The sequence below is a fragment of the Candidatus Pantoea communis genome (assembly GCF_011752685.1).
Lineage (GTDB): Bacteria > Pseudomonadota > Gammaproteobacteria > Enterobacterales > Enterobacteriaceae > Pantoea > Pantoea communis.
Window position 1 is genome coordinate 336,209 of sequence record NZ_VWXC01000001.1, and the last position, 21,408, is coordinate 357,616.

The window sequence follows — 21,408 nt, forward strand, 5'->3', positions numbered from 1 at the left end:
TATGATGTGAACAATTTGTGTGCTTCATAAATCTGAGCTATTCGTGCTGAGCACATACGGCAACAATTTGATTGATTGTTACTTTTGAATGAATTTCGAATGATTTTGAACTGTGGTTTTTAATGATATGATTTTATTGAATTTTTTATATGCCGAAGTACTGGATCGATACTGGATTGACAGCGGGAGCGTCTGCAAACGATGAGAACTGCCAAGAGAGCCACCTCTGTTACGCCCGCCAAACGTCTGAGCCTGATGCAGGAGACGCTGGACGGCGCACTGAACTGGATTGAAACCCATCAGGCGCAGGCACCGCGTCTGGCACTGGAAGCGGATACGCTGCGGCTGCAACTGCGCCGCGCGCGCGTGGAGAGTCATGCGCTGGCGCGTCAACTGGCACGTCCGGTGACGCTGGCGATGTTTGGCCAGTCACAGGCGGGCAAAGCCTGGCTGTTGAGTGAAATGGTGGGTGATGCGCAGGGCCAACTGATGGCGCGCCTGGGCGATAGAATTGTGAACCATTTCCAGAACATCAATCCCGGCAATCTCGATTTTGCCATTGCCACCCGCTTCAGCCACCAGCGTGAAACCCAGTCCAGCGCCTGGCCACTGGAGATGACGCTGCTCAATGACGTGGAGCTGATTCGTCTGGTGCTGGCCTGTGCCAAAACTGAAGCACAGCCAGACTGTGCGCTGATCGATGCAGCGCTGCAGCGTTTACAGCGCCATCGTCAGGACGAGCCGCAGCCGGGCCTCGACAGCGATGCGTTGATTACATTGTGGGCGTGGAGCCGCCGCCAGCATCGTCACGCCGAGGTACTCGATCGTCACTTCTGGCCACAGGCGGTGGAACTTGCTCCGTGGTTAAACGTCGATGACCGCATTCAGCTGTTTGCGCTGCTGTGGCCTAATCAGGTGGCACTCAACGAACAGCTGCGTAATCTGATGCACCTGCGTCATCAACTGCGCCAGGCACCGCGCCTGCTGGCACCTCTGAGCCTGTTAACCGATGACGCCTCGCTGCCTGCGGAAAAACTGATCAGCAACGATGCCGACTGGCAGGAAATGATTGAAGTTTGCCCGATTGTCGCCAATCGTGTCGCTAAACCGCAGCAGGTGCCGCTGGGCCTGCTGGCGTTGCTGACGCTGGAAATCACCGTTCCGCTGAATTCAACGCCACGTCAGGCGCTGTATGATGAAGCCGATATGCTGGAGCTGCCAGCGCCCGGCCAGCCCGCCGACGTGGGTCAGCAAGAAGATTTAGCCCAGCTGCGCAAACGCGATCCTCTGCGCGCGGCACTGCTGGAGCAGAAACGCGCACTGCTGCCGGGACTGTATGCCGCGCGTCAGGGCATCGACCTTATGCTGATCTGTACCGCCGCCAGCCAGCGTCAGGATACCGACATTGCGGTTAACGCACTGCGCGAATGGCATATCCATCAAACCGTAGCGGCCAGCGGTGAAAAGCCACGCCTGATTTGGGCGATTACCCCGCACGATGCGCGCTATCAGCAGCAGCAGATTAATGTTGATGAAGCCGTACAACGTCAGATCGGGCAACCAGGACAGAGCTGGGGTTCCATGCTGGCACTCGATCGTGCCGGTGTCGATCGCATGGGCAGCTGGCTGCAGGACGAAATGCAGCCAGAAGCACGTCGTGATCGTCTGGCCCAGCAATTAAGCACCTTGCAGCAGAAGCTGGTAGAGCGTTTGCAACCGTGGACCGAATCCACTGCCACGCCAGAACAGGCGGCACGCAAGCAGGCGATTTCCGATACCTTGCTGAAATGCTTGCAACATCGCACTGGCCTGCACGGCGAACTGCTGGAGCGCTTGCAGCCTTCGCGCGAAGCGGTGCGTCAGCTGTGGCTGAGCCAGAGCAGCGGCACTGTCGTACAGCACAGCGCGAAAACCGCTGCGGCTGAGCAGAGCTATTTTGGTATTGGCTTTGAGTTTGACCTGTTTAAAGATGAACCGGTGGCCCCTGCGGAACCGCGTAACAGCAGCGGCCAGCGCGATCAGCAATTCCCGCAGCAGGTGTTTGCGCTGTGGCTTGAACATCTGCGACAGTTGCCGGAAAGCCGGAGTTTGCTGACGCTGCTGAACGTGGATAAGCCGACCATGGAATTGCTGGTAGAAGAGCTGATTACCGCCAGCTTCCGCCTGAAGGTATTAAGTAAGCTGCAAAGCGCGCTTAACGAACCGGATGCGCAGGCCAGCGCGCATGAAGCGCGGACCGATCGTCAGGTCTCGCGCGCGATGACGGTGTTGGGTGATTTTGTCGCCTGGCTCGGCTTCCTGCAGCGTCCGGAGAGCGAGCGGCCTGAGAGTCGTGTTAATCGCGGACAAACCATCTTCGCCCGACCGCCTGCGCCGAGCGTGAGCTTCTCGCCAGGTCAACGTTTAACACGTTTGTCAGCCGCACCCGCCAATCATACCGCCTATTATATCTATGACTGGCTGGTGGGATTAAATTCGGTCATCGTGGAAAACAACGGCTATACCGGCGGCAGCGACCTGCCCGCCAATGCCCGTCAGATGCTGGCGATACTACTGTTGCCGCTGCACGCGTAATCAGTCATGAATCAGGCGCAGCTCGCCTCGCAGCTGCTGCGCCGCCTCTTCCATCAGCGCCAACACCGGTGCAAACTCCGCCTCGCTCGCCTGTGCAATATGATGTAAATGCAGTTCAGCCGGCAGCGCAATCCCGCCCGTCAGCCAATCCCACAGTGCGTCCAGATTACAGCCAAACTCTCCGCTGCAGCCGCTTTGGGCCACAAACTCACGGTAGAACGCCTGCCGGCTGGCCAATTGCTGGAAATCAAAAGAGAGCGTCAACATGGTTAGTTCACCTGTTTGAAGCTGCGATAGTGATCGGTGGTCAGAAAGATCAGTCCATCTGAAGAGTAAAGCAGACGATCGGCGTCGCGGTGGCCGCAATCGTAATTCACATCGGCCTCATACCATTGCCGCCCCGCTTGCATTGGCAGGCGCTGTTCACGATTGCTAAAACGATCGCCACCAATGGCGCGGCCCGGCAACACCGTGCACAAGTCGCCTTTGCTGGGGTTCCAGCCCTGACGGCGTGCTTCATTTTTGGTGAGATAAAGATCCGGCAACTGATGATTTTGCTGTAACCACTGCGCGACCGTGTGGGCATCGGTGAGTTTGGCAATATCTGTGCCCTGTGCGGCGGTTTTACCGGTTAAATGCGGCTTAAGCCCGGCCCATGTGGCGGCCAGCGCGAGAATGAGTCCAATCCAGAGTTTCTTTGACATAGTGACATCCCGAAGTGCAGGACGCCGATAATAGCAGGATTATCGTGAAGAAGAACGCGGGCCAGCATGGCTGGCCCTGGCGGAGGTGTTACTGCATCGCACTCGCGGCTGGCACGGCATGTCGACGCCATGCGCCTGGCGCCACGCCATACTGACGTTTGAAGCTGCGATTAAACGACTGCTGCGAATCAAACCCCAGTGAAATCGCCACATTAAGGATCGGTTCGTTGGTGGTCGTTAAACGGTCCGCCGATTTTTTCAGTTTCTTATTACGAATGTACTCGCCCAGCGGATAGCCGGTGTGCTCTTTGAACATACGCTGCAGGTGCCATTTCGAATAACCGGCGCGCCCTGCTACGGTGTCCAGATCCAGACGTGCTTCAATGTTGTTATCAATCCAGTCGATCAGATCGTGAATAAATGCGTCGCTCATCATCCCATTTTCTCCCGTCGCCTTAACGAACAGTATCAGTATCAGTTGCAATTACACTTTAAGGGTGACTGACTATGACATTTAATGCAAGTTTTATTATTGCATTAAATGCCGCACTCGCCGTAGGGGCTTTCCCCCTCTGAAACGAATTGATCAAAACAGCACATAAAGTGTATCAGATATTCTTGCAGATGCAGTTTGCAGCAGCCTACACTCATCGCGTTTTAATGCAATCTTAAAAGTTGCAGATTTTTCGTACATGTCCTTTCTTTTTTCACACCAACGCGGAATAACAACAATGCATCTGCAAACATATGGGGTTCGTCGGGCAGTAAGCCTGTCAGGAGTGATGTTGCTGGGAAGCCTGCTGGCCGCTTGCGATCGGGGTGTGGCGCAAAACGCCCTGCCACCGCCGCCCGAAGTGAGTGTCGCGCAGGTGGTCGAACAAAAAGTCAGCCAATGGGATAGCTTCAATGGTCGCTTTGAAGCGGTGCAAAGTGTGCAACTGCGCCCTCGCGTTTCCGGCTATATCGATCAGGTTAACTATCGCGAAGGCGATGACGTGAAAAAGGGTCAGGTGCTATTTACCATTGATGACCGCACCTATCGCGCGACGTTAGAGCAGGCACAAGCTGAACTCGCGACCGCGCGCAGTCAGGCATCGCTGGCGCGCAGTGAGTCGGCACGCACCGATAAACTGATTGGCACCAATGTGGTATCCCGTGAAGAGTGGGAACAGCGTCGTTCTGCAGCAAGTCAGGCGCAGGCCAATGTGCTCTCCGCGCAGGCCGCCGTTGATATGGCGCAGCTGAATCTCGATTTTACCCGCGTCACTGCCCCGATTGATGGCCGTGCCAGCCGCGCGATGATCACCACCGGTAACCTGGTGACCGCCGGTGACAGTGCCAGCGTGCTGACCACCCTGGTGTCGCAGGATCGCATGTATGTCTATTTCGACGTCGATGAAGCCACTTACCTCCAATATCAGGCGATGGCACGTCAGGGACAAAATCGCGGTTCGCTGCCGGTGGAAATCGCGCTGACCGGCGAGCAAGGTTATCCGCATCGTGGCACCGTTGATTTCCTCGACAACCAACTCACCGCCAGCACTGGCACCATTCGCATGCGTGCCACGCTGGATAATCATGAACGTCAGTTCACTCCAGGTCTGTTTGCCCGCGTGCGTTTACCCGGCAGCGCCGCGTTTAACGCGCTGTTGATCGACGATAAAGCGGTGCTGACCGATCAGGATCGTAAATACGTGTATGTGGTCGATGCGCAGGGTAAAGCCGAGCGTCGCGATATTCAGGCTGGCGAGCTGGCTGATGGCCTGCGCATTGTGCAATCCGGTTTGAAGCCGGGTGACAAAGTGATCGTCAATGGCCTGCAGAAAGTCTTCATGCCTGGTATGCCGGTGAAAGCTCAGCCGGTGGCAATGCGCTCCGCTCAATAATAATCGAGACTGCCTGTTATGGATTTCTCCCGCTTTTTTATCGACCGACCGATCTTTGCGGCGGTACTGTCGATTTTGATATTTACCACCGGACTGATCGCCATACCACTGCTGCCGATCAGTGAATACCCCAACGTGGTGCCACCCAGTGTGCAGGTGCGCGCAGAATATCCTGGCGCCAACCCCAAAGTGATTGCTGATTCGGTGGCGACACCGCTGGAAGAAGCGATCAACGGGGTCGAAAACATGATGTACATGAAGTCAGTGGCCGGTTCGGATGGCGTGCTGGTCACCACCGTGACCTTCCGTCCAGGTACCGATCCAGACCAGGCACAGGTTCAGGTGCAAAACCGTGTGGCGCAGGCAGAAGCCCGCCTGCCGGAAGAGGTGCGTCAACTCGGTTTGACCACGCAGAAGATGTCACCGACGCTAACGCTGGTGGTGCATATGTTCTCGCCGAAGGGCAAGTATGACTCACTCTATCTGCGTAACTACGCCACCCTGAAGGTGAAAGATGAGCTGGCGCGCCTGCCTGGCGTTGGTCAGATTCAGATCTTCGGGGCGGGCGAGTATGCGATGCGCGTCTGGCTCGATCCGAATAAGGTGGCCGCACGTGGCATGACCGCTTCTGATGTGGTCAGCGCCATGCAGGAGCAGAACGTGCAGGTGTCTGCCGGTCAGTTGGGCGCAGAGCCGACCAAAAAGGCCAGTGACTTCCTGCTGTCGATCAACACCCAGGGTCGTCTGGAGAGCGAAGAACAGTTCGGCAATATCATTCTGAAAACCGCCGATGACGGCTCGCTGGTGCGCCTGCGGGACGTGGCGCGCATCGAGATGGGTTCCGGTAGCTACGCCCTGCGCTCTCAGCTGAACAACAAGGACGCGGTCGGCATCGGTATCTTCCAGGCACCGGGCGCCAACGCCATCGACTTGTCGAATGCTGTGCGTGACAAGATGGCCGAACTGGCCACCCGCTTCCCGGACGATGTGCAGTGGGCGGCACCGTACGATCCAACCGTGTTCGTGCGTGATTCGATCCGTGCCGTGGTGCAAACGCTCTTTGAAGCGATTGTGCTGGTGGTACTGGTGGTGATCCTGTTCCTGCAAACCTGGCGTGCATCGATCATTCCGTTGCTGGCCGTGCCGGTTTCGGTGGTGGGAACGTTCAGCGTGCTTTACCTGCTGGGCTTCTCGCTCAACACCCTCAGTTTGTTCGGGCTGGTGTTGGCGATAGGTATCGTGGTGGATGACGCCATTGTGGTGGTAGAGAACGTCGAACGTAATATCGCGATGGGACTCTCACCGACGGCGGCGGCGCATCAGGCGATGCGCGAAGTGTCGGGACCCATTATCGCGATTGCGTTAGTGCTGTGTGCGGTATTCGTGCCGATGGCGTTCCTGTCTGGTGTAACCGGTCAGTTCTACAAGCAGTTTGCGGTGACGATTGCCATCTCCACGGTGATCTCCGCCATTAACTCATTGACGCTCTCTCCGGCGCTGGCGGCCAAGCTACTGAAGTCGCATGATGCACCGAAAGATATGCCAACGCGTCTGATTGATCGTTTGCTCGGCTGGATTTTCCGTCCGTTTAACCGCTTCTTCCAGCGCAGTTCTGATGGCTACGAGTCAATGGTCGGAAAAACCCTGCGTCGCCGCGGTGCGGTATTTGGCGTTTACGTCATACTGCTGGCGGGCGCGGGCTTTATGTTCCACACCGTGCCGGGCGGCTTTATTCCGACGCAGGATAAGCTGTATCTGATTGGCGGCGTGAAAATGCCAGAAGGTTCATCACTGGCGCGTACCGATGAAGTGATTCGCAAGATGAGCGAAATCGGCATGAACACCGAAGGCGTGGCCTATTCGGTCGCCTTCCCTGGCCTGAATGCCTTGCAGTTCACTAATACACCGAATACAGGAACCGTATTCTTCGGCCTGAAGCCGTTTAATGAACGTACCCGTACGGCTGCGGAAATTAACGCTGAAATCAACGCGAAAATCTCCAAAATCCAGCAAGGCTTTGGTTTCTCGATTATGCCACCGCCGATTCTGGGGCTGGGTCAGGGTTCGGGTTACTCGCTGTATGTGCAGGATCGTGCGGGCTTAGGTTACGGTGCGTTGCAAACCGCCATTAATACCCTTTCCGGTGCGGTGATGCAGACGCCCGGCATGATGTTCCCGATCTCCTCGTATCAGGCCAACGTGCCGCAACTGGATGTGCAGGTGGATCGTGACAAGGCCAAAGCGCAAGGCGTGTCTTTGACTGACCTGTTCAGTACCTTGCAGGTGTATCTCGGCTCCTCTTACGTCAACGACTTCAATAAGTTTGGTCGTACCTGGCGTGTGATGGCGCAGGCGGACGGGGATTTCCGTAACAGCGTGCAGGATATTGCCAATCTGCGTACCCGTAACAATCAGGGCGAGATGGTGCCAATCGGCAGTATGGTCAACATCACCACCACCTATGGCCCCGATCCGGTGATTCGTTATAACGGCTATCCGGCGGCGGACTTGATAGGTGATGCCGATCCACGCGTACTCTCTTCAGCGCAGGCAATGGAGAAGCTGGAAGCGATGTCGGGCCAGGTGCTGCCGAATGGCATGAACATCGAATGGACCGACCTGAGCTATCAGCAAGCCACTCAGGGCAACACGGCGTTTATCGTCTTCCCGGTTGCGGTACTGCTGGCGTTCCTGGTGCTGGCGGCATTGTATGAGAGCTGGACGCTGCCGCTGGCGGTGATCCTGATTGTGCCGGTCACCATGCTGTCCGCGCTGGTTGGCGTGTGGCTCACCGGCGGCGATAACAACGTGTTTGTGCAGGTCGGGCTGGTGGTACTGATGGGGCTGGCGTGTAAGAACGCCATTCTGATCGTCGAATTCGCCCGTGAGCTGGAGATGCAGGGCAAAGGAATTGTCGAGTCGGCGCTGGAAGCTTGCCGCCTGCGTCTGCGCCCGATCGTGATGACTTCGATTGCCTTTATTGCCGGTACCGTTCCGCTAATTCTGGGTGAAGGTGCCGGTGCTGAAGTGCGTGGTGTCACCGGGATTACCGTGTTCTCGGGCATGCTGGGCGTGACGCTGTTTGGTCTGTTCCTGACGCCGGTGTTCTATGTGACGTTACGTAAACTGGTGACGCGAAAGCAGCCGGATGCGGAAGTGCAGACGGTGTAAATCTGTTTTAGGGTAAATTGCGGCGGCCAGAGATGGCCGCCTTTTTTATAAGGGGACGAAGAGCTGGAAGCAGGCACCCGGCGCGGGTTTCAGGGCAATGTCGCCGCGATGCAATTGCAGCATGCGACGAACGATGACCAGCCCCAATCCTCCATTATCGCGACGATCCGGATCGATGATTGAGGGGCGTTCAAACAGGGTCTGACTGACTTCCGGTGAGATACCTGGGCCGTTGTCTTCCAGCTCCATCATCACGTTCTCCCCTTCCAGCCACAGACGCAGGGTAATGTTTCCACCCGACGGCGTATGACGGATGGCATTATCCACCAGGTTGGTCAGAACACGCTCTATCATCGACATATCCGCGTCGATCATGGGCAAACCCGACGCGATATCAACCGACAAATTCAGGCGGGATTTCTCCAACGCCAGCTCAAATTTCTGTATCACGTCCTGAACCAAATCCGGCAGCGAAAACCGTTCGTACTGTGGCGTGACGACACCATGTTCCAGCCGCGCTAACTCAAACAGCTGCTGCGCGAGCATGCCGACCTTTTCACTTTGCGTCAGGGCAATCTGTAAATATCGGCTGCGCTCCGCTTCGGTCAAGCTGCCAGCTTTCACTGCCAGCGTCTCCAGATAACCCTGAATCGACATCAGCGGCGTGCGCAAGTCATGCGAAATGTTGGCGACAAATTCACGACGCTGCTGATCTTTCAGCTCCAGCGTCTGTACCTGAGCATCAATACGCTGCGCCATATCGATAAAGGCGTTTTGCAACTGCGCCACTTCATCCTGTTGCGGGGAATGAGGTAGCGCGGCAAGGCGTTGTAGCGCATCCGCACCCGCTGTCACCTTTTGTGTCAGCTGTCGCACCGGTCTTGTGACCCAATAATAGGCCGCTGCACCCGCCATCAATCCAAGCAGGACGATAACCACCACCGACCAAAGCATGGCGCTGCGCAGCACGGACATTTTAACGCCCTGCTGCAGATGTTGATAATTCTCCCCCTGCAAAATCACATAGAGATAACCCACCGTTCTGTTGCCATCCAGAATAGGCGCAGCGCTGAACACTTTGAGCGCGGAAGGTGAACGAGGATCGTCACCATACACCGGCAGTGGCGCCCCATTCAGCCACTTTTGCAGTGGACGCACGTCGACCCGATCGCGATGGACATGGCCGGCTGGCGCATCATTGGCCAGAATCTGTCCCTGCGCATCCAGCAGGTAAACTTCAACGCTCGGGTTGTAGGACATCATCTGGCCGAACAGCTGCTTGAGTGCCGGAGCATCGGTGTTTCCGGCACTCATCAATGCGCTACTTTTGGCAATAGAAGCGGCCAGATCTCGCGATAAATTCTGCATCATGGCATCGCTGTATTGCTGGCGGTTGTTGTCCTGAATCAACAGGATCAGCGCACTACTGATCAGTAGCATCAGGGCAAAGACCAGCGTCAAACGCTGAGTGAGTGACAGACGTTTCATGTAACCTGATCTCCCTCACCCGGCACCACGAATTTGTAGCCCTGTCCCCACACCGTAAGAATCCAACGTGGCTCAGCTGGCGTCGTTTCAATTTTGAGGCGTAATCGGTTGATATGGGTGTTAACCGTGTGCTCATAACCTTCGTGCTGGTAGCCCCACACCAGATTCAGCAAGCTAAGTCGCGAAAAGACCTTTCCTGGATGACGGGCAAAATGGTAGAGCAACTCGAATTCACGAGGCGTCAGCTCAATTAGCGTCTGAGCCAGCCGAACCTCTCGGGCAACCGGATCAATACTCAGGCTGCCAAGACGCAGGTTTCCCGCATCCTGACGTAAATTTTGGCTCATCGCTTCCTGGCGGCGGAAAAGTGCTTTAACGCGCGCCACCAGCTCCAGCATCGAGAAGGGTTTGGTCAAATAGTCATCAGCGCCCAGTTCCAACCCCAGTACGCGATGCACTTCACTGGCGCGAGCGCTGATCATCACTATCGGCGTGTAGTGCGGCATGTTGCGCGCGCGGCGACACAATTCCAGCCCATCAACGCCGGGCAGCATAATGTCGAAGATCAGGGCATCCCAGCGTTGGCTCTCCAGTAATTGACTACCCGTATCGCCATCTGCAGCATGCGTAATATCAAAGCCTTCATCGCGCAGGTGAATGTGCAACAACTCGGCAATATTGCCATCGTCTTCAACGATTAAGATCTTCTTCGCCATGTTGACCGCCTCAATGAACATCCTTTAAATCTTATACAGAATTGCCCCCCGGAGTTATCACATTTTGTTTAACTCTGCGTGAGGACTCTGTGATCAATATCGGCGCAAAGTCTCTTCATTCCAGACGGCATAACAATATGCAGAGGTGCAGAATGAAATGTGCTCCCGATAAAAAGGTTCATCCGCTGTGGTTGAGATTGACTCACTGGATCAATGCCGTTGCGATGACATTAATGATTCTCAGTGGCTGGCGGATTTATAACGCGTCTCCTTTATTTTCATTTGATTTTCCCAATAGCTATACCCTGGGAGGATGGCTGGGGGGTGCACTGCAATGGCATTTTGCGGCAATGTGGCTTTTTGCCGGTAATGGCGTGCTCTATCTGACGCTGAATCTCCTGAGCGGACGTTTTCGCCAACGTTTTCTGCCCTTAAGTATGACTCAATTAGTAAAAGATGGCCTATCTGCATTAAAAGGACATCTTAGCCATCACGATTTACGCCAATATAATATGGTGCAAAAATTTGCGTATTTGCTGGTGGTCATTGATGGCATGTTATTAGTCTTTTCAGGGTTAGTGTTGTGGAAGTCGGTGCAGTTTCCGTTTTTGCGAGAAGTATTGGGCGGCTATGACACGGCTCGCTTCATTCACTTTTTTGCCATGGCCTTTTTATGTGCCTTTGTTGTTATCCATCTGATCATGGTGGCACTGGTACCTAAAACGTTATTATTGATGACACGCGGACGCTAAAAATGACGATGAAAAAGATTGAACGTCCCAGCAGTGAAACTGACGCCCTGTTAAAAGACGCCACTACGATTCTGGCGAAAAAAATGTCTGGCCATTCACGACGTCAATTTCTGCGCATGGGCTTGAGTGCGGGCGGTGTGGCATTGCTGACCGGGTGCGACATCGACAATAATCCTGACATCGAAAACATTTTAAGCCGCATGTCACGTTTTAATGACCGTATTCAGGGATGGTTATTCAGCGGTTATCAAATGGCGCCAGAATATACCCTAAAAGATATTACGCGGCCCTTCCCGTTTAATGCCTTTTACGGTGAAGAGGATATTCCGCAGGTAAACGGTGATGATTACCAGTTGCAACTGAGCGGACTGATACGTGATAAACGCAGCTGGCGACTGCCTGAGTTATATAAATTATCTCAGCATGAACAAATCACCCGCCATATTTGTGTAGAAGGATGGAGTGCCATTGGCCGCTGGGGCGGCGTTCGATTCAGCGACTTCCTGCAACTGATTGGGGCTGACACCAAAGCGAAATATGTCAGCTTTCGCTGTGCCGATGATTATTACACCAGCATTGATATGGCGACGGCATTGCACCCGCAAACCTTATTAGCACTGAGTTGGGATGGCCGGATATTACCGCCGGAGTACGGTTACCCCATGAAATTACGGATTCCGACCAAACTGGGCTACAAAAACCCCAAACATATTATTTCAATTGAAATCACCAACCGCTTTACCGGTGGCTACTGGGAAGACCAGGGCTATAACTGGTTTGGCGGCAGTTAATCTCCCCAAAACCCTGTAAGGAAATGAAGATGAAAAAGATTATTGCAACTGTATTCGCTGGCGCACTGTTGATGGCTTTCTCTGGCGCTTATGCTGCTGACAATATGGCTAAAGATGGTATGCAGAATGAAAGCGGTATGTCGCACGACGGCATGAAAAAAGACCACATGAAAAAACCGATGAAGAAACATGACAGCATGAAGAAAGATGGCATGTCTAAAGATGGCATGGCTAAAGACGGTATGGCGAAGGATGAGATGTCTAAGGACGGGATGTCTAAGTAACAGTGTCGGTTACCGGGCGTATGCCCGGTAACTGTTTTACTGATATCAGCGGGATTTTTTACAAAGGTCTTCGATTTCGAGATCGGGCAGTTCATCGCAGCTACTGGTGTCGTGTTTTTTCAGCTCAGCCAGTGCGTCAGCCACCGTACGCGTCTCCAGCACTTTCAACGAGGCTTCTTCCGCCTCTTCAGCAATCGATTTGAAGTACCAGCACAGGTTGGCACTCACCAGACAACGCGGTGCGACATCAGGGCGTGAAGCCCAGAGCTTTTTGTCTTCAATCACAGAGGTATAAATATCGCGCAGCGTGATCTCTGCGGCCGGACGCCCGAGGTGAATCGAACCAGTACGGCCAAGCGTAGAGACAATGATGCCATCGCGCGTTAACGGAACCATCAGTTTCCGAATGAAACTGGGGTTCGCTTCAAGACCATACGCCAAAATAGCACTGGTCGAGCGTTTGCCCAGTTGCTCCGCCATCGCTACGCTCAAAACCATCTGCAAAGCTGTCGGGAAGCGGTAATCAAGCATTTCTGTATCCTGAGTTGCGGTTTATCTTATTGTTTTTTTGCCGCGGCAGTGAGTAATCAATGAGCAATAAATATAACAAACACTGTTGCTTTTTAGAAGCGAGCTGCTGTGATCAAGGCACGTATTCATCATTTGATCAGGCAGAAGCGCACAGGCTGCTTAGTTTACGGCTCCCTTTTGCGGTTGCGGATTGGGCGCGGGCAATTTCTGCTTTAGCACGCCCACCAGCACCATATTCACTAACGCCAACAGGCACAACAGCCACAATGTGGCATTCGCCCCGAGCTGCTGAAAAACATATCCCCCTACCAGCGGCGTTAATGCCTGACCAATCAGTGCAGGACGCGCCATGCGCCCTACCACAATGGCGTAGGCCTCTGGTTTGACCATCACCAGCGGTAAAGTTCCCCGCACTATCGCCCGCAAACCGTTTCCAGCACCGTATAGCACCATACTGACCAGCGCGAACTGCGGAAACAAGGTCAACAACAGCAATCCGATGGCCACCAGTCCTACCGAGAAAAACGTCGTCCAGATCGGATGTCCCCGTTTGAACGCGATATCCACAATACGTGACCCAACCTGACAAGGACCCAGAATCGCGCTGATGGCTAAGGCGGCGGTCAATGAGTGGCCGCTGGCTTGTAATAGACTAATCAACTGCACCGAAATAGCGGTCATGATCACTGAAGCAAGGGTAAAAATGCTGCATAGCAGCCAAAATAGCGCCGGTGCCAACTCACCACTGGCGTTATGCTGCTTTGTCGCCGTTTTCACGATGGGTTTAATCGGCACAGGCAGTGCATACCAGTAGGCTGGCAACACGGTGAGGCATAACAGCGCGGCAATGGCGAAACAGGCGCCGCGCCAGTCAAGCCAGTGAATCAGCAGCGCAGTCCCCGGCCACACCAGCGTGGTGCAAAAGCCGGAGATTAAGGTAATGCCGGTAATCGCGCCGCGAGCCTGTCCACCATAAAGCGTTCCGAGGGTGGCAAACAGGGCGTCATATAAACCCATCGCCATTCCGATGCCGATAATCAGCCAGGCAAAGAGAAACAGCAGCAGATGGTGACTGAATCCCATGATCACCAGGCCCAGCGCCATCACCGCCCCGCTCGACGCCAGCAGCGCGCGGCCATAACTGCCCGCAATCAGGCGGCCACTTAAGGGGGCTAGCAGGCCAGAAACCAAAATACCTAAGGATAATGCGCCATACACCCACTGCTGCGACCAGCCGGTTTCCGCGACGATCGGATTCGCCATCACGGCCATAAGATAAAACGAACCGCCCCACGAAAGGATTTGAACGCCTCCCAGTGTCACAATGGCAGGAACCGCAGGTTTAGGGTGATGCTCCACGACAGGTTTCCGTTAGCAGGCAAAGCATTGTTATAACATGTTCATCCTGCTGGAAAAATGTTTGTGTGCCCTGCTTAGCGAAATCACGTTTCAGAGTGGAAGATTGGCACCAAATACGATAAGGTAAATGGTATGTTGTAACTATGGAGCGTAACATGTCTCGCTATGATTTAGTGGCTGATTTGCACGAGTGCGTCAACGCACTGGAGCGCGGTTTAAGTAGCCTGCGCCAGCAAGTCGAACAGCAGCCGTTGCTGATCGCGCGCGCATTCAGCTTGCCCGAAATCGAGAAAGGCCACGAGAATGATGAAATTGAGCGTATCGCCGTGACTCAACATCTCGGGCAGAAAGCGCGAGACATGGCGCTGGCTCACTACTGTCGTCTGTTTATGCAGCATCAGTCGGAAAAACTCAGCACCAAGGCTGCGGTGCGTTTGCCTGGCGCCATCTGTATAGAAGCGGATGAAGCCGTCAGCGAGCACATCAGTCAGCAGGTGGCCGATATCAATGCGCTTAAGCTGCGCCTGGAACACCTGATTACCGTGGAGTCGGGGCTGCCGAGTGAGGCGCGCTTTGAATTTGTTCACCAGCATTTGCGCGGTTTAATCACCCTGAACGCCTATCGCAGCGTGACCCTGCTGCACGGGCCGGATAGCCTGCGCTTTGGCTGGGCCAACAAGAACATCATTAAAAACCTGACCCGTGAAGCCGTGGTCGAGCAGCTGGAACGCAGCCTAAAGGCAAACCGTGCGCAAGCGCCCTGGACGCGCGAACAGTGGGCCGAGAAGGTGCAGCAAGAACTGGAGATGATTTTGTCACTGCCCGTCGATGCCAAACTGAAAATCAAGCGTCCGGTTAAGGTCCAACCGATTGCCCGCGTCTGGCGCGCCAGTAATAAGAAGCAGGTGCAACTCGCCTGCCCTTCACCGCTGCTGGTGCTGTGTCGGGATAAAACTCAGGTACCGATTCTAGGGGAATTGCTGGACTACGATGCCGATAACGTCACGCATCGTCATAAGCCGCTAGCGCAGCCGCTGCATCTGGTGATCCCACGGCTGCACTTGTGGAGTGACAAGCTTTAATGAAGAAGCGGCCCTCAGGCCGCCTCTGTCATCGCTGAACTGAGCGGCATTACCCCTCAGTTATCGCAATAATTATTGCTTCATGCTGCCAACCATCTCTTCAGGACGTACCCACTCGTCAAACTGCTCTTCAGTCAGATAACCGAGCTTCAGCGCCGAGCCTTTCAGCGTCAGCCCTTCTTTATGGGCTTTCTTGGCGATTTCCGCCGCTTTGTCATAACCGATATGGGTATTCAGCGCCGTCACCAGCATCAGCGACTCGTTCAGCAACTGATCGATACGCTCGCGCACCGGTTCGATGCCTACCGCACAGTGATGGTTGAAGCTGTCCATCCCGTCGGCCAGCAAGCGAATGGACTGCAGGAAGTTGTGGATCACCATTGGACGGAACACGTTCAACTCAAAGTTGCCCGAAGCACCACCAATATTCACCGCAACATCGTTACCCATCACCTGGCAGCACAGCATGGTCAGCGCTTCACACTGGGTTGGGTTCACTTTACCTGGCATGATTGAGCTACCCGGTTCGTTCTCTGGAATGGCAAGTTCGCCAATACCACAACGCGGACCCGATGCCAGCCAGCGCACGTCGTTAGCGATCTTCATCAGTGAAGCCGCCAGACCTTTCAATGCACCGTGTGCATGCACCAGCGCATCACAGGTTGCCAGCGCTTCAAATTTATTCGGCGCAGTCACAAACGGTTGCTGTGTCAGATCGGCCAGCGCTTTCGCCACGCGCACCGCATACTCGGGATGGGTGTTTAAACCGGTGCCTACGGCGGTGCCACCCAGTGCCAGTTCGGCCACGTGTGGAATGCTGTGTTCGATGTGCTTGAGGTTATGTTCCAGCATTGCCACCCAACCAGAAATTTCCTGGCCCAGCGTCAATGGCGTGGCATCTTGCAGGTGGGTACGACCAATCTTCACGATGTCTTTAAAGGCTTCAGACTTCTCGCTCAGGGTCTTTTTCAGCACATGAATCTGCGGAATCAGCTGCTCCCGCACGGCGATGACCGCGGCCACGTGCATGGCGGTGGGGAACACATCGTTGGAGCTTTGGCTCTTATTGACGTCGTCGTTTGGGTGCACCAAACGCGACATGCCACGCTCGCCGCCGAGAATTTCACTGGCGCGGTTGGCCAGCACTTCGTTCATGTTCATGTTGGTCTGGGTACCGGAACCGGTCTGCCAGATGGCCAGCGGAAACTCTTCACTGTGTTTATCAGCCAGCACTTCGTCAGCCGCTTTCAGAATCGCTTCTGCACGCTCAGCCGGAAGCAGGCCGAGATCGCGGTTCACCTGTGCTGCAGCGCGTTTGGTCAACGCCAAAGCATGCACCAGTGCGACGGGCATCTTCTCGGTTGAGATACGGAAATGCTCCAGCGAACGCTGGGTTTGTGCCCCCCACAACTTATCTGCCGGTACTTCGATCGGTCCCATTGAATCTTTTTCAATGCGATTCGCTGCCATGACTACGTCTCCTTAGCTCAGATTAGAGGTTTCCGCTCAGGTCGTCTTCCCGCGACGCCGTTGAGCGAGCAAGATTGTCACACACAAGAAATTAACATTATGCGAGCCCATCGCGTTTATTGCACTTGTTGATGTATTTTGTATGGCACTTTCTGCTTTAATAAGCCTATTTACTTACGGTTATTAAGGGTAAACGATGCAAAAAATGAACAATTCGCTGCAAAATTACGCTTGGGGCAGCAAAACTGCGCTGACCGAACTTTACGGCATTGAGAACCCACAAGGATTACCGATGGCGGAGCTGTGGATAGGCGCCCATCCGAAGAGTCCGTCAACCGTTGAGATCAAAGGTGAAACGCGTTCCCTGCGCGATGTCATCAATGATGACCAAACCGCAGCCTTAGGCGCGGCCGTCGCACAGCGTTTTGGTGAGTTGCCGTTTTTGTTTAAGGTGCTGTGTGCCGATCAGGCCTTATCGATTCAGGTTCACCCAAGCAAAGCCGCAGCCGAAGAGGGATTTGCGCGCGAGAATGCCGCCGGTATTCCGATTGGCGCTGCTGAGCGCAACTATAAAGACGCGAATCACAAGCCGGAACTGGTGTATGCCCTGACCCCATTCCAGGCGATGAACGGCTTCCGCGAGATGCACGAAATCGTCTCACTGCTTGAGCCGGTGGCCGGTGCCCATCCGCAGATCGCTCACTTCCTCGAAAAACCTGATGAGGCAAGCCTCGCCAAACTGTTCTCCACCCTGCTGTCTTTAAAAGACGAGCCTAAATCACTGGCGTTGGCGGTGCTGAAATCTGCACTTAACTCGCGTAGTGGCGAACCCTGGCAGACCATCAAAAGCATTGCGGCTGATTATCCGGACGATACCGGCTTGTTCTCGCCGTTGTTGCTGAACGTCATCACCCTGCAGCCTGGCGAAGCCATGTTCCTGTTTGCCGAGACGCCGCATGCCTATTTAAAAGGGGTGGCACTCGAAGTCATGGCGAATTCCGATAACGTTCTGCGCGCGGGTCTGACACCGAAATTCATCGATATTCCGGAGTTGATGGCGAACCTGAAGTTTGAGGCCAAACCGGCTGCCACGCTGTTGACGCAGCCTCAGCAAGTGGGCGACACGCTGAACTTCCCAATTCCGGTGGACGATTTTGCCTTTGCCATCCACGCTCTTTCCGCCACACCACAGCCGTTAGCGCAACAGAGTGCGGCGCTGCTGTTCTGTATCGAAGGTCAGGCGGTGATTGAGAAGTCAGGTGAGCAACTGCTGTTGAACCCCGGTGAATCATGCTTCGTTGCCGCCAATGAATCCCCGGTTAATGCCGCAGGTACAGGACGCCTGGCGCGGGTTTATAACGCGCTCAGCTGATCCGGCTGACGATACCAGCATTAACTGCTATTCTTTCAAACTATTACTTTAAAACGCCTGCGGGCGTTTTTCTTCACCGCCGCCCCCAAGCAGCGGCGTGCGGACCCAAGGATAAGGACGACTCAGCGATGAAAAAGACCAAGGTTGCCGTAGGTGTAATTGTAGCGATCGGCGTGATCTGGACAGGCGCGGCCTGGTTTACCGGCAAGCAACTGGAAAGCCATATGGATCAGATGTTGCAGAACGCCAACACTCAGCTTAATGCCTATGCGCCAAACGCTCGCCTGACGCTCAGCTATCAGGACTACCAGCGCGGCATCTTCAGCAGCAAAACCAAACTGGTGATTCAGGCCAGTTCACAGACGGAAGACAACCCGTTGCTGAAGCCGGGTCAAAGCATCGTGCTGAACGAAACCATCGACCATGGTCCCTTCCCCTTTGCGCAGTTGAAGCGCGGCAGCCTGATTCCGAGCATGGCTTCGGTGCATACCGAGCTGGAAAACACCGATGCGGTGAAGAAACTGTTTGAACTCACCAACGGTAAATCGCTGGTGACCGCTGATACGCGCGTCGGGTACAGCGGTGCCACTGATACCGCACTGGATCTGCTGGCGGTGGATTATAACAACGCGCAGACCGGCGATCGTCTTGCCACCAACGGCGGCACCCTCGAAATCAGCGCCGACAGCAAGGGCGATAAAGTCAGTCTGAATGGCGATTTCTCTAGCATCGCTGTTACCAGCAAAAACCAGGTTGAGCAGCCGGTGCTGTTTACCCTTAACGGCCTGAAGCTGAAGGGTGATACCCATCTCAGCCCGGAAGGTGTGCGCGTGGGGGATCAGTCCATCAGCCTGGATAAACTCGACGCCAGCATTAACGGCCAGGAAGGTTTGTCATTACAGAAGCTGGACACCCAATCCTCCTTCGATAATAAAGATGGCAAAATCGGCGGCGATCTGAATATGAACGTCGGCAACATCAGCCTGCAGAAGCAGCCGTTCGGCGAAGCTAAGCTGGCGATGAAGTTTGCGCAGTTTGATGCGCAAGCGGTGAAAACCTTCTCGGACAGCTACAACGCGCAGATGCAGGCACTGCTGAACCAGCCAGGTTTAGTCGAGGATCCCGTCCGCTATCAGGCTAGCGTGCAGACCATCCTGAAGAATAACCTGCCGACGCTGCTGAAGGGTTCACCGACCGTCAGCATCGCGCCGCTGAGCTGGAAAAACGATAAAGGGGAAAGTACCTTTAACCTCAGCATCGGCTTTAACGATCCCGCTACCGTCACCGGTGAAGCGCAGACGTTGGGCGCAGCAGTGGATCGCGTGCTGAAAACCCTGGATGGCAAACTGAACATCAATATGCCAATGGCTACCGAAGCGATGCGCCATGTGGGGCTGGCTGAAGGTTATCAGAGCGACGATGCGCAGAAGCTGGCGGATCAGCAGGTGAAAGGTCTGGCGGCAATGGGGCAGATGTTCCGTCTGACGCAGCAGCAGGATGACAACATCACCACCAGCCTGCAGTACGGCAACGGTCAGGTGACTATGAACGGCGACAAGATGTCACTGGAGCAGTTCCTGTCACGTTATATGCTGGGCGCGCAGACCAGCGAAGGGATGCCTGAGTAACAGCGATATACCCGCGGCGCGAGCTATCGCGCCGCTAAACGCCCCGCACCAACTGCGGCGGCACAATCAGCGTTTGCACTTCCGCATCCGGTTTCGCCAGTCGTTGCAGCATCCTTTCCCCCGCTCGCCTTCCCACATCACGCGCTTCACTACTGACAAACGTTAGCGAGGAGTCATACGACTCGCGTAGCGGATCGTCATTAAAGCCGACCAGCGCCAGCTTTTGCGTGAAGTAGCTGTCCACCGCATCTTCGCCCAGCGAGCGTCCGCTGTGGATCGCACCAAAATAGCAGCCGAGCGTGGTACTGGCGTTATGGGCAATGATAGCGGTGATGCGCGGATGGTGATGCAGCAGGTCCTGCGTCAATGCCGATACGCTCTGCTGCCGATCGTCGCACTCAATGATCCAGTCTGGACGAAACGGTAAACCGTATTGCAACAGGGTCGCACAATAGCCGCCAATACGTTCCGCGCGCGTCAGTGAAGAACCCAATCCGCCGACCCACGCGATACGCTGATGCCCCTGACGGATCAGATACTCGGTGGCGATGCGCGCCGCCTGGCTGTTGTCCGGACGCAAGGAATCGACCTTGTCGAGGCTACTGGCCCGCGCGGCGCAAATGAGCGCAATCTGTTGCTCATGCGCCTGCGCGACCAGCGTATCCGCCTGCGCAACGGCGCCACCCAACACAATGCCATCCGCGCCCTGAGCGGCCAGGGAATCGAAGCAGCGTTGCAGATGCTGCCCGTGTTGTCCGCTTTGCGTCAGCACCAAAACTTTTCCCTGCTGCTCCAGCACTTCACTCAGCCCCGCCGTCATCGCCGCATAAAACGGCTGGCTGAGATCGCGCACAATCAAACCTATGACACCACTCTCACCGCCACGCAGGATGGAAGCTGAACGGTTACGTACGTAACCCAACTGTTCAATCGCCTGATTAACCCGCTCGGCCGTGGCGGAAGAGATACGTCCTTTACCGGAAAGCACCAGAGAGACTGTCGATACCGATACGCCAGCCGCCTGCGCGACATCGTGAATAGTGGTTTTAGGCTGAGACATCCGGTTCCGTTTCCAACAACTGATGAAGAAACAAAGAGGTAAAACGTTACACTGATTCACGCAAAAATAAAGCCTGGGATTAGTCACGCTTTGTGACTATAGCCACAAAACTGCATGGTAAAACGTTTTATCATTCTTTACCATTTTGAAAATTTGCCGCTTTTTAACCAGGAGAGACTATGTCCGCCAGCCGACCCAAAATGTCACTTTGGGAATTTTTCCAATGTCTGGGTAAAACCTTTATGTTGCCCGTTGCCCTGCTGTCGTTCTGCGGCATTTTGCTCGGGATCGGTAGTTCACTGAGCAGCCACGATGTGCTGACGCTGATTCCGATGCTCGATCAGCCGTTCCTGCAATACCTGTTTATCTGGAGAGAGACGACTAGAAAACGGATTTGGGATGAAGTAGCTACGTATCACGGTTTTTGTCAAAGCCTTACCGCAAGACGATTCACTACATCGCACGTAGTAACATCGTTTTGCGGTAATTTTTTGCCCCATACATGCCCCACTCAGTTACTCACCACAAATTTTCCATAAA

Annotated in this window: 18 protein-coding genes and 1 pseudogene; 10 read left to right on the top strand and 9 right to left on the bottom strand. The window is 54.7% G+C overall.

Going from position 1 to position 21,408, the window contains the following annotated elements; all coding sequences use genetic code 11:
- The first annotated feature begins 201 nt into the window (after positions 1-201).
- Positions 202-2,574: a virulence factor SrfC family protein gene (locus tag F3J37_RS01715; RefSeq protein ID WP_166931342.1), complete on the top strand. Its 2,373-nt coding sequence runs from the start codon at positions 202-204 to the stop codon at positions 2,572-2,574.
- On the opposite strand, the gene F3J37_RS01720 is transcribed toward F3J37_RS01715, so the two are convergent.
- From F3J37_RS01720 to F3J37_RS01730, 3 genes are all read right to left on the bottom strand, one after another.
- Positions 2,575-2,841, bottom strand: coding sequence for a barstar family protein (locus tag F3J37_RS01720; protein WP_038647177.1), 267 nt, complete (start codon positions 2,839-2,841; stop codon positions 2,575-2,577).
- Positions 2,842-2,843: 2 nt separating this feature from the next.
- On the bottom strand, positions 2,844-3,278 hold the full coding sequence (locus tag F3J37_RS01725; RefSeq protein ID WP_166931345.1) for a ribonuclease domain-containing protein: 435 nt from the start codon (positions 3,276-3,278) through the stop codon (positions 2,844-2,846).
- 88 nt (positions 3,279-3,366) lie between these two features.
- Positions 3,367-3,714 (bottom strand): helix-turn-helix domain-containing protein, encoded by a 348-nt coding sequence (locus F3J37_RS01730; RefSeq protein ID WP_034827340.1) that lies wholly within the window; start codon positions 3,712-3,714, stop codon positions 3,367-3,369.
- Between the two features lie 295 nt (positions 3,715-4,009).
- Between F3J37_RS01730 and F3J37_RS01735 the strand changes: the two genes are divergently transcribed.
- Entirely contained in the window at positions 4,010-5,164 is a 1,155-nt protein-coding gene (locus F3J37_RS01735) for an efflux RND transporter periplasmic adaptor subunit (protein WP_166931347.1), read from the top strand.
- A gap of 18 nt (positions 5,165-5,182) precedes the next feature.
- A complete protein-coding gene (gene oqxB / locus F3J37_RS01740) occupies positions 5,183-8,335 on the top strand; it encodes a multidrug efflux RND transporter permease subunit OqxB (protein WP_166931351.1) in 3,153 nt (1,050 codons plus the stop codon).
- Positions 8,336-8,380: 45 nt separating this feature from the next.
- On the opposite strand, the gene F3J37_RS01745 is transcribed toward oqxB, so the two are convergent.
- Both F3J37_RS01745 and F3J37_RS01750 read right to left on the bottom strand, forming a co-directional pair.
- Positions 8,381-9,823 (bottom strand): sensor histidine kinase, encoded by a 1,443-nt coding sequence (locus F3J37_RS01745; protein ID WP_166931353.1) that lies wholly within the window; start codon positions 9,821-9,823, stop codon positions 8,381-8,383.
- Entirely contained in the window at positions 9,820-10,539 is a 720-nt protein-coding gene (locus F3J37_RS01750; RefSeq protein WP_240154046.1) for a response regulator transcription factor, read from the bottom strand. Before F3J37_RS01750 ends, F3J37_RS01745 begins: the two co-directional genes overlap by 4 nt.
- 152 nt (positions 10,540-10,691) lie before the next feature.
- Between F3J37_RS01750 and F3J37_RS01755 the strand changes: the two genes are divergently transcribed.
- From F3J37_RS01755 to F3J37_RS01765, 3 genes are read left to right on the top strand one after another with little or no spacing between them, the layout of a single operon-like run.
- Positions 10,692-11,291: a cytochrome b/b6 domain-containing protein gene (locus F3J37_RS01755; protein ID WP_240154047.1), complete on the top strand. Its 600-nt coding sequence runs from the start codon at positions 10,692-10,694 to the stop codon at positions 11,289-11,291.
- 8 nt (positions 11,292-11,299) lie between these two features.
- Positions 11,300-12,082, top strand: a complete 783-nt coding sequence (locus F3J37_RS01760; RefSeq protein WP_166932009.1) for a molybdopterin-dependent oxidoreductase — start codon at positions 11,300-11,302, stop codon at positions 12,080-12,082.
- A 29-nt stretch (positions 12,083-12,111) separates the two neighbouring features.
- Positions 12,112-12,366: a pentapeptide MXKDX repeat protein gene (locus F3J37_RS01765; protein WP_160867222.1), complete on the top strand. Its 255-nt coding sequence runs from the start codon at positions 12,112-12,114 to the stop codon at positions 12,364-12,366.
- 45 nt (positions 12,367-12,411) lie between these two features.
- On the opposite strand, the gene F3J37_RS01770 is transcribed toward F3J37_RS01765, so the two are convergent.
- A complete protein-coding gene (locus F3J37_RS01770; RefSeq protein WP_034827354.1) occupies positions 12,412-12,897 on the bottom strand; it encodes an RrF2 family transcriptional regulator in 486 nt (161 codons plus the stop codon).
- Positions 12,898-13,056: 159 nt separating this feature from the next.
- The gene (locus F3J37_RS01775; protein WP_166931357.1) at positions 13,057-14,256 is read right to left on the bottom strand and encodes an MFS transporter; all 1,200 of its coding nucleotides are present in this window, start codon (positions 14,254-14,256) and stop codon (positions 13,057-13,059) included.
- A gap of 155 nt (positions 14,257-14,411) precedes the next feature.
- Between F3J37_RS01775 and tus the strand changes: the two genes are divergently transcribed.
- The gene (tus, locus tag F3J37_RS01780; protein WP_166931359.1) at positions 14,412-15,338 is read left to right on the top strand and encodes a DNA replication terminus site-binding protein; all 927 of its coding nucleotides are present in this window, start codon (positions 14,412-14,414) and stop codon (positions 15,336-15,338) included.
- Between the two features lie 72 nt (positions 15,339-15,410).
- Here tus and fumC read toward each other — a convergent pair whose 3' ends face one another.
- Complete coding sequence (gene fumC / locus F3J37_RS01785) at positions 15,411-16,808, bottom strand: class II fumarate hydratase (protein WP_034827360.1); 1,398 nt, start codon at positions 16,806-16,808, stop codon at positions 15,411-15,413.
- 196 nt (positions 16,809-17,004) lie between these two features.
- Between fumC and manA the strand changes: the two genes are divergently transcribed.
- Together manA and F3J37_RS01795 are read left to right on the top strand one after the other, a co-directional pair.
- Positions 17,005-18,180, top strand: coding sequence for a mannose-6-phosphate isomerase (gene manA / locus F3J37_RS01790; protein ID WP_166931362.1), 1,176 nt, complete (start codon positions 17,005-17,007; stop codon positions 18,178-18,180).
- A gap of 128 nt (positions 18,181-18,308) precedes the next feature.
- Positions 18,309-19,808, top strand: a complete 1,500-nt coding sequence (locus F3J37_RS01795; protein ID WP_058960012.1) for a YdgA family protein — start codon at positions 18,309-18,311, stop codon at positions 19,806-19,808.
- Positions 19,809-19,842: 34 nt separating this feature from the next.
- Here the strand turns inward: F3J37_RS01795 and malI are convergent, their stop codons facing one another.
- Positions 19,843-20,868 carry a Mal regulon transcriptional regulator MalI gene (gene malI, locus F3J37_RS01800; protein WP_097117230.1) on the bottom strand — a complete coding sequence of 342 codons (1,026 nt, stop codon included), beginning with the start codon at positions 20,866-20,868 and terminating at the stop codon, positions 19,843-19,845.
- 179 nt (positions 20,869-21,047) lie between these two features.
- On the opposite strand from malI, the pseudogene F3J37_RS01805 reads away from it, so the two are divergent.
- Positions 21,048-21,239 (top strand): annotated as a pseudogene (locus F3J37_RS01805) (PTS sugar transporter subunit IIBC); the annotation flags it as partial.
- Positions 21,240-21,408 lie beyond the last annotated feature (169 nt).

Excerpts from the sequence above, each read along its gene's own strand:
- fumC (WP_034827360.1), bottom strand. The coding sequence starts at position 16,808 with ATGGCAGCGAATCGCATTGAAAAAGATTCAATGGGACCGATCGAAGTA.
- F3J37_RS01745 (WP_166931353.1), bottom strand. The coding sequence starts at position 9,823 with ATGAAACGTCTGTCACTCACTCAGCGTTTGACGCTGGTCTTTGCCCTG.
- malI (WP_097117230.1), bottom strand. The coding sequence starts at position 20,868 with ATGTCTCAGCCTAAAACCACTATTCACGATGTCGCGCAGGCGGCTGGC.
- manA (WP_166931362.1), top strand. The coding sequence starts at position 17,005 with ATGCAAAAAATGAACAATTCGCTGCAAAATTACGCTTGGGGCAGCAAA.
- F3J37_RS01770 (WP_034827354.1), bottom strand. The coding sequence starts at position 12,897 with ATGCTTGATTACCGCTTCCCGACAGCTTTGCAGATGGTTTTGAGCGTA.
- F3J37_RS01760 (WP_166932009.1), top strand. The coding sequence starts at position 11,300 with ATGAAAAAGATTGAACGTCCCAGCAGTGAAACTGACGCCCTGTTAAAA.
- F3J37_RS01750 (WP_240154046.1), bottom strand. The coding sequence starts at position 10,539 with ATGGCGAAGAAGATCTTAATCGTTGAAGACGATGGCAATATTGCCGAG.
- F3J37_RS01795 (WP_058960012.1), top strand. The coding sequence starts at position 18,309 with ATGAAAAAGACCAAGGTTGCCGTAGGTGTAATTGTAGCGATCGGCGTG.
- tus (WP_166931359.1), top strand. The coding sequence starts at position 14,412 with ATGTCTCGCTATGATTTAGTGGCTGATTTGCACGAGTGCGTCAACGCA.
- oqxB (WP_166931351.1), top strand. The coding sequence starts at position 5,183 with ATGGATTTCTCCCGCTTTTTTATCGACCGACCGATCTTTGCGGCGGTA.
- F3J37_RS01725 (WP_166931345.1), bottom strand. The coding sequence starts at position 3,278 with ATGTCAAAGAAACTCTGGATTGGACTCATTCTCGCGCTGGCCGCCACA.
- F3J37_RS01765 (WP_160867222.1), top strand. The coding sequence starts at position 12,112 with ATGAAAAAGATTATTGCAACTGTATTCGCTGGCGCACTGTTGATGGCT.
- F3J37_RS01730 (WP_034827340.1), bottom strand. The coding sequence starts at position 3,714 with ATGATGAGCGACGCATTTATTCACGATCTGATCGACTGGATTGATAAC.
- F3J37_RS01715 (WP_166931342.1), top strand. The coding sequence starts at position 202 with ATGAGAACTGCCAAGAGAGCCACCTCTGTTACGCCCGCCAAACGTCTG.
- F3J37_RS01735 (WP_166931347.1), top strand. The coding sequence starts at position 4,010 with ATGCATCTGCAAACATATGGGGTTCGTCGGGCAGTAAGCCTGTCAGGA.
- F3J37_RS01720 (WP_038647177.1), bottom strand. The coding sequence starts at position 2,841 with ATGTTGACGCTCTCTTTTGATTTCCAGCAATTGGCCAGCCGGCAGGCG.
- F3J37_RS01755 (WP_240154047.1), top strand. The coding sequence starts at position 10,692 with ATGAAATGTGCTCCCGATAAAAAGGTTCATCCGCTGTGGTTGAGATTG.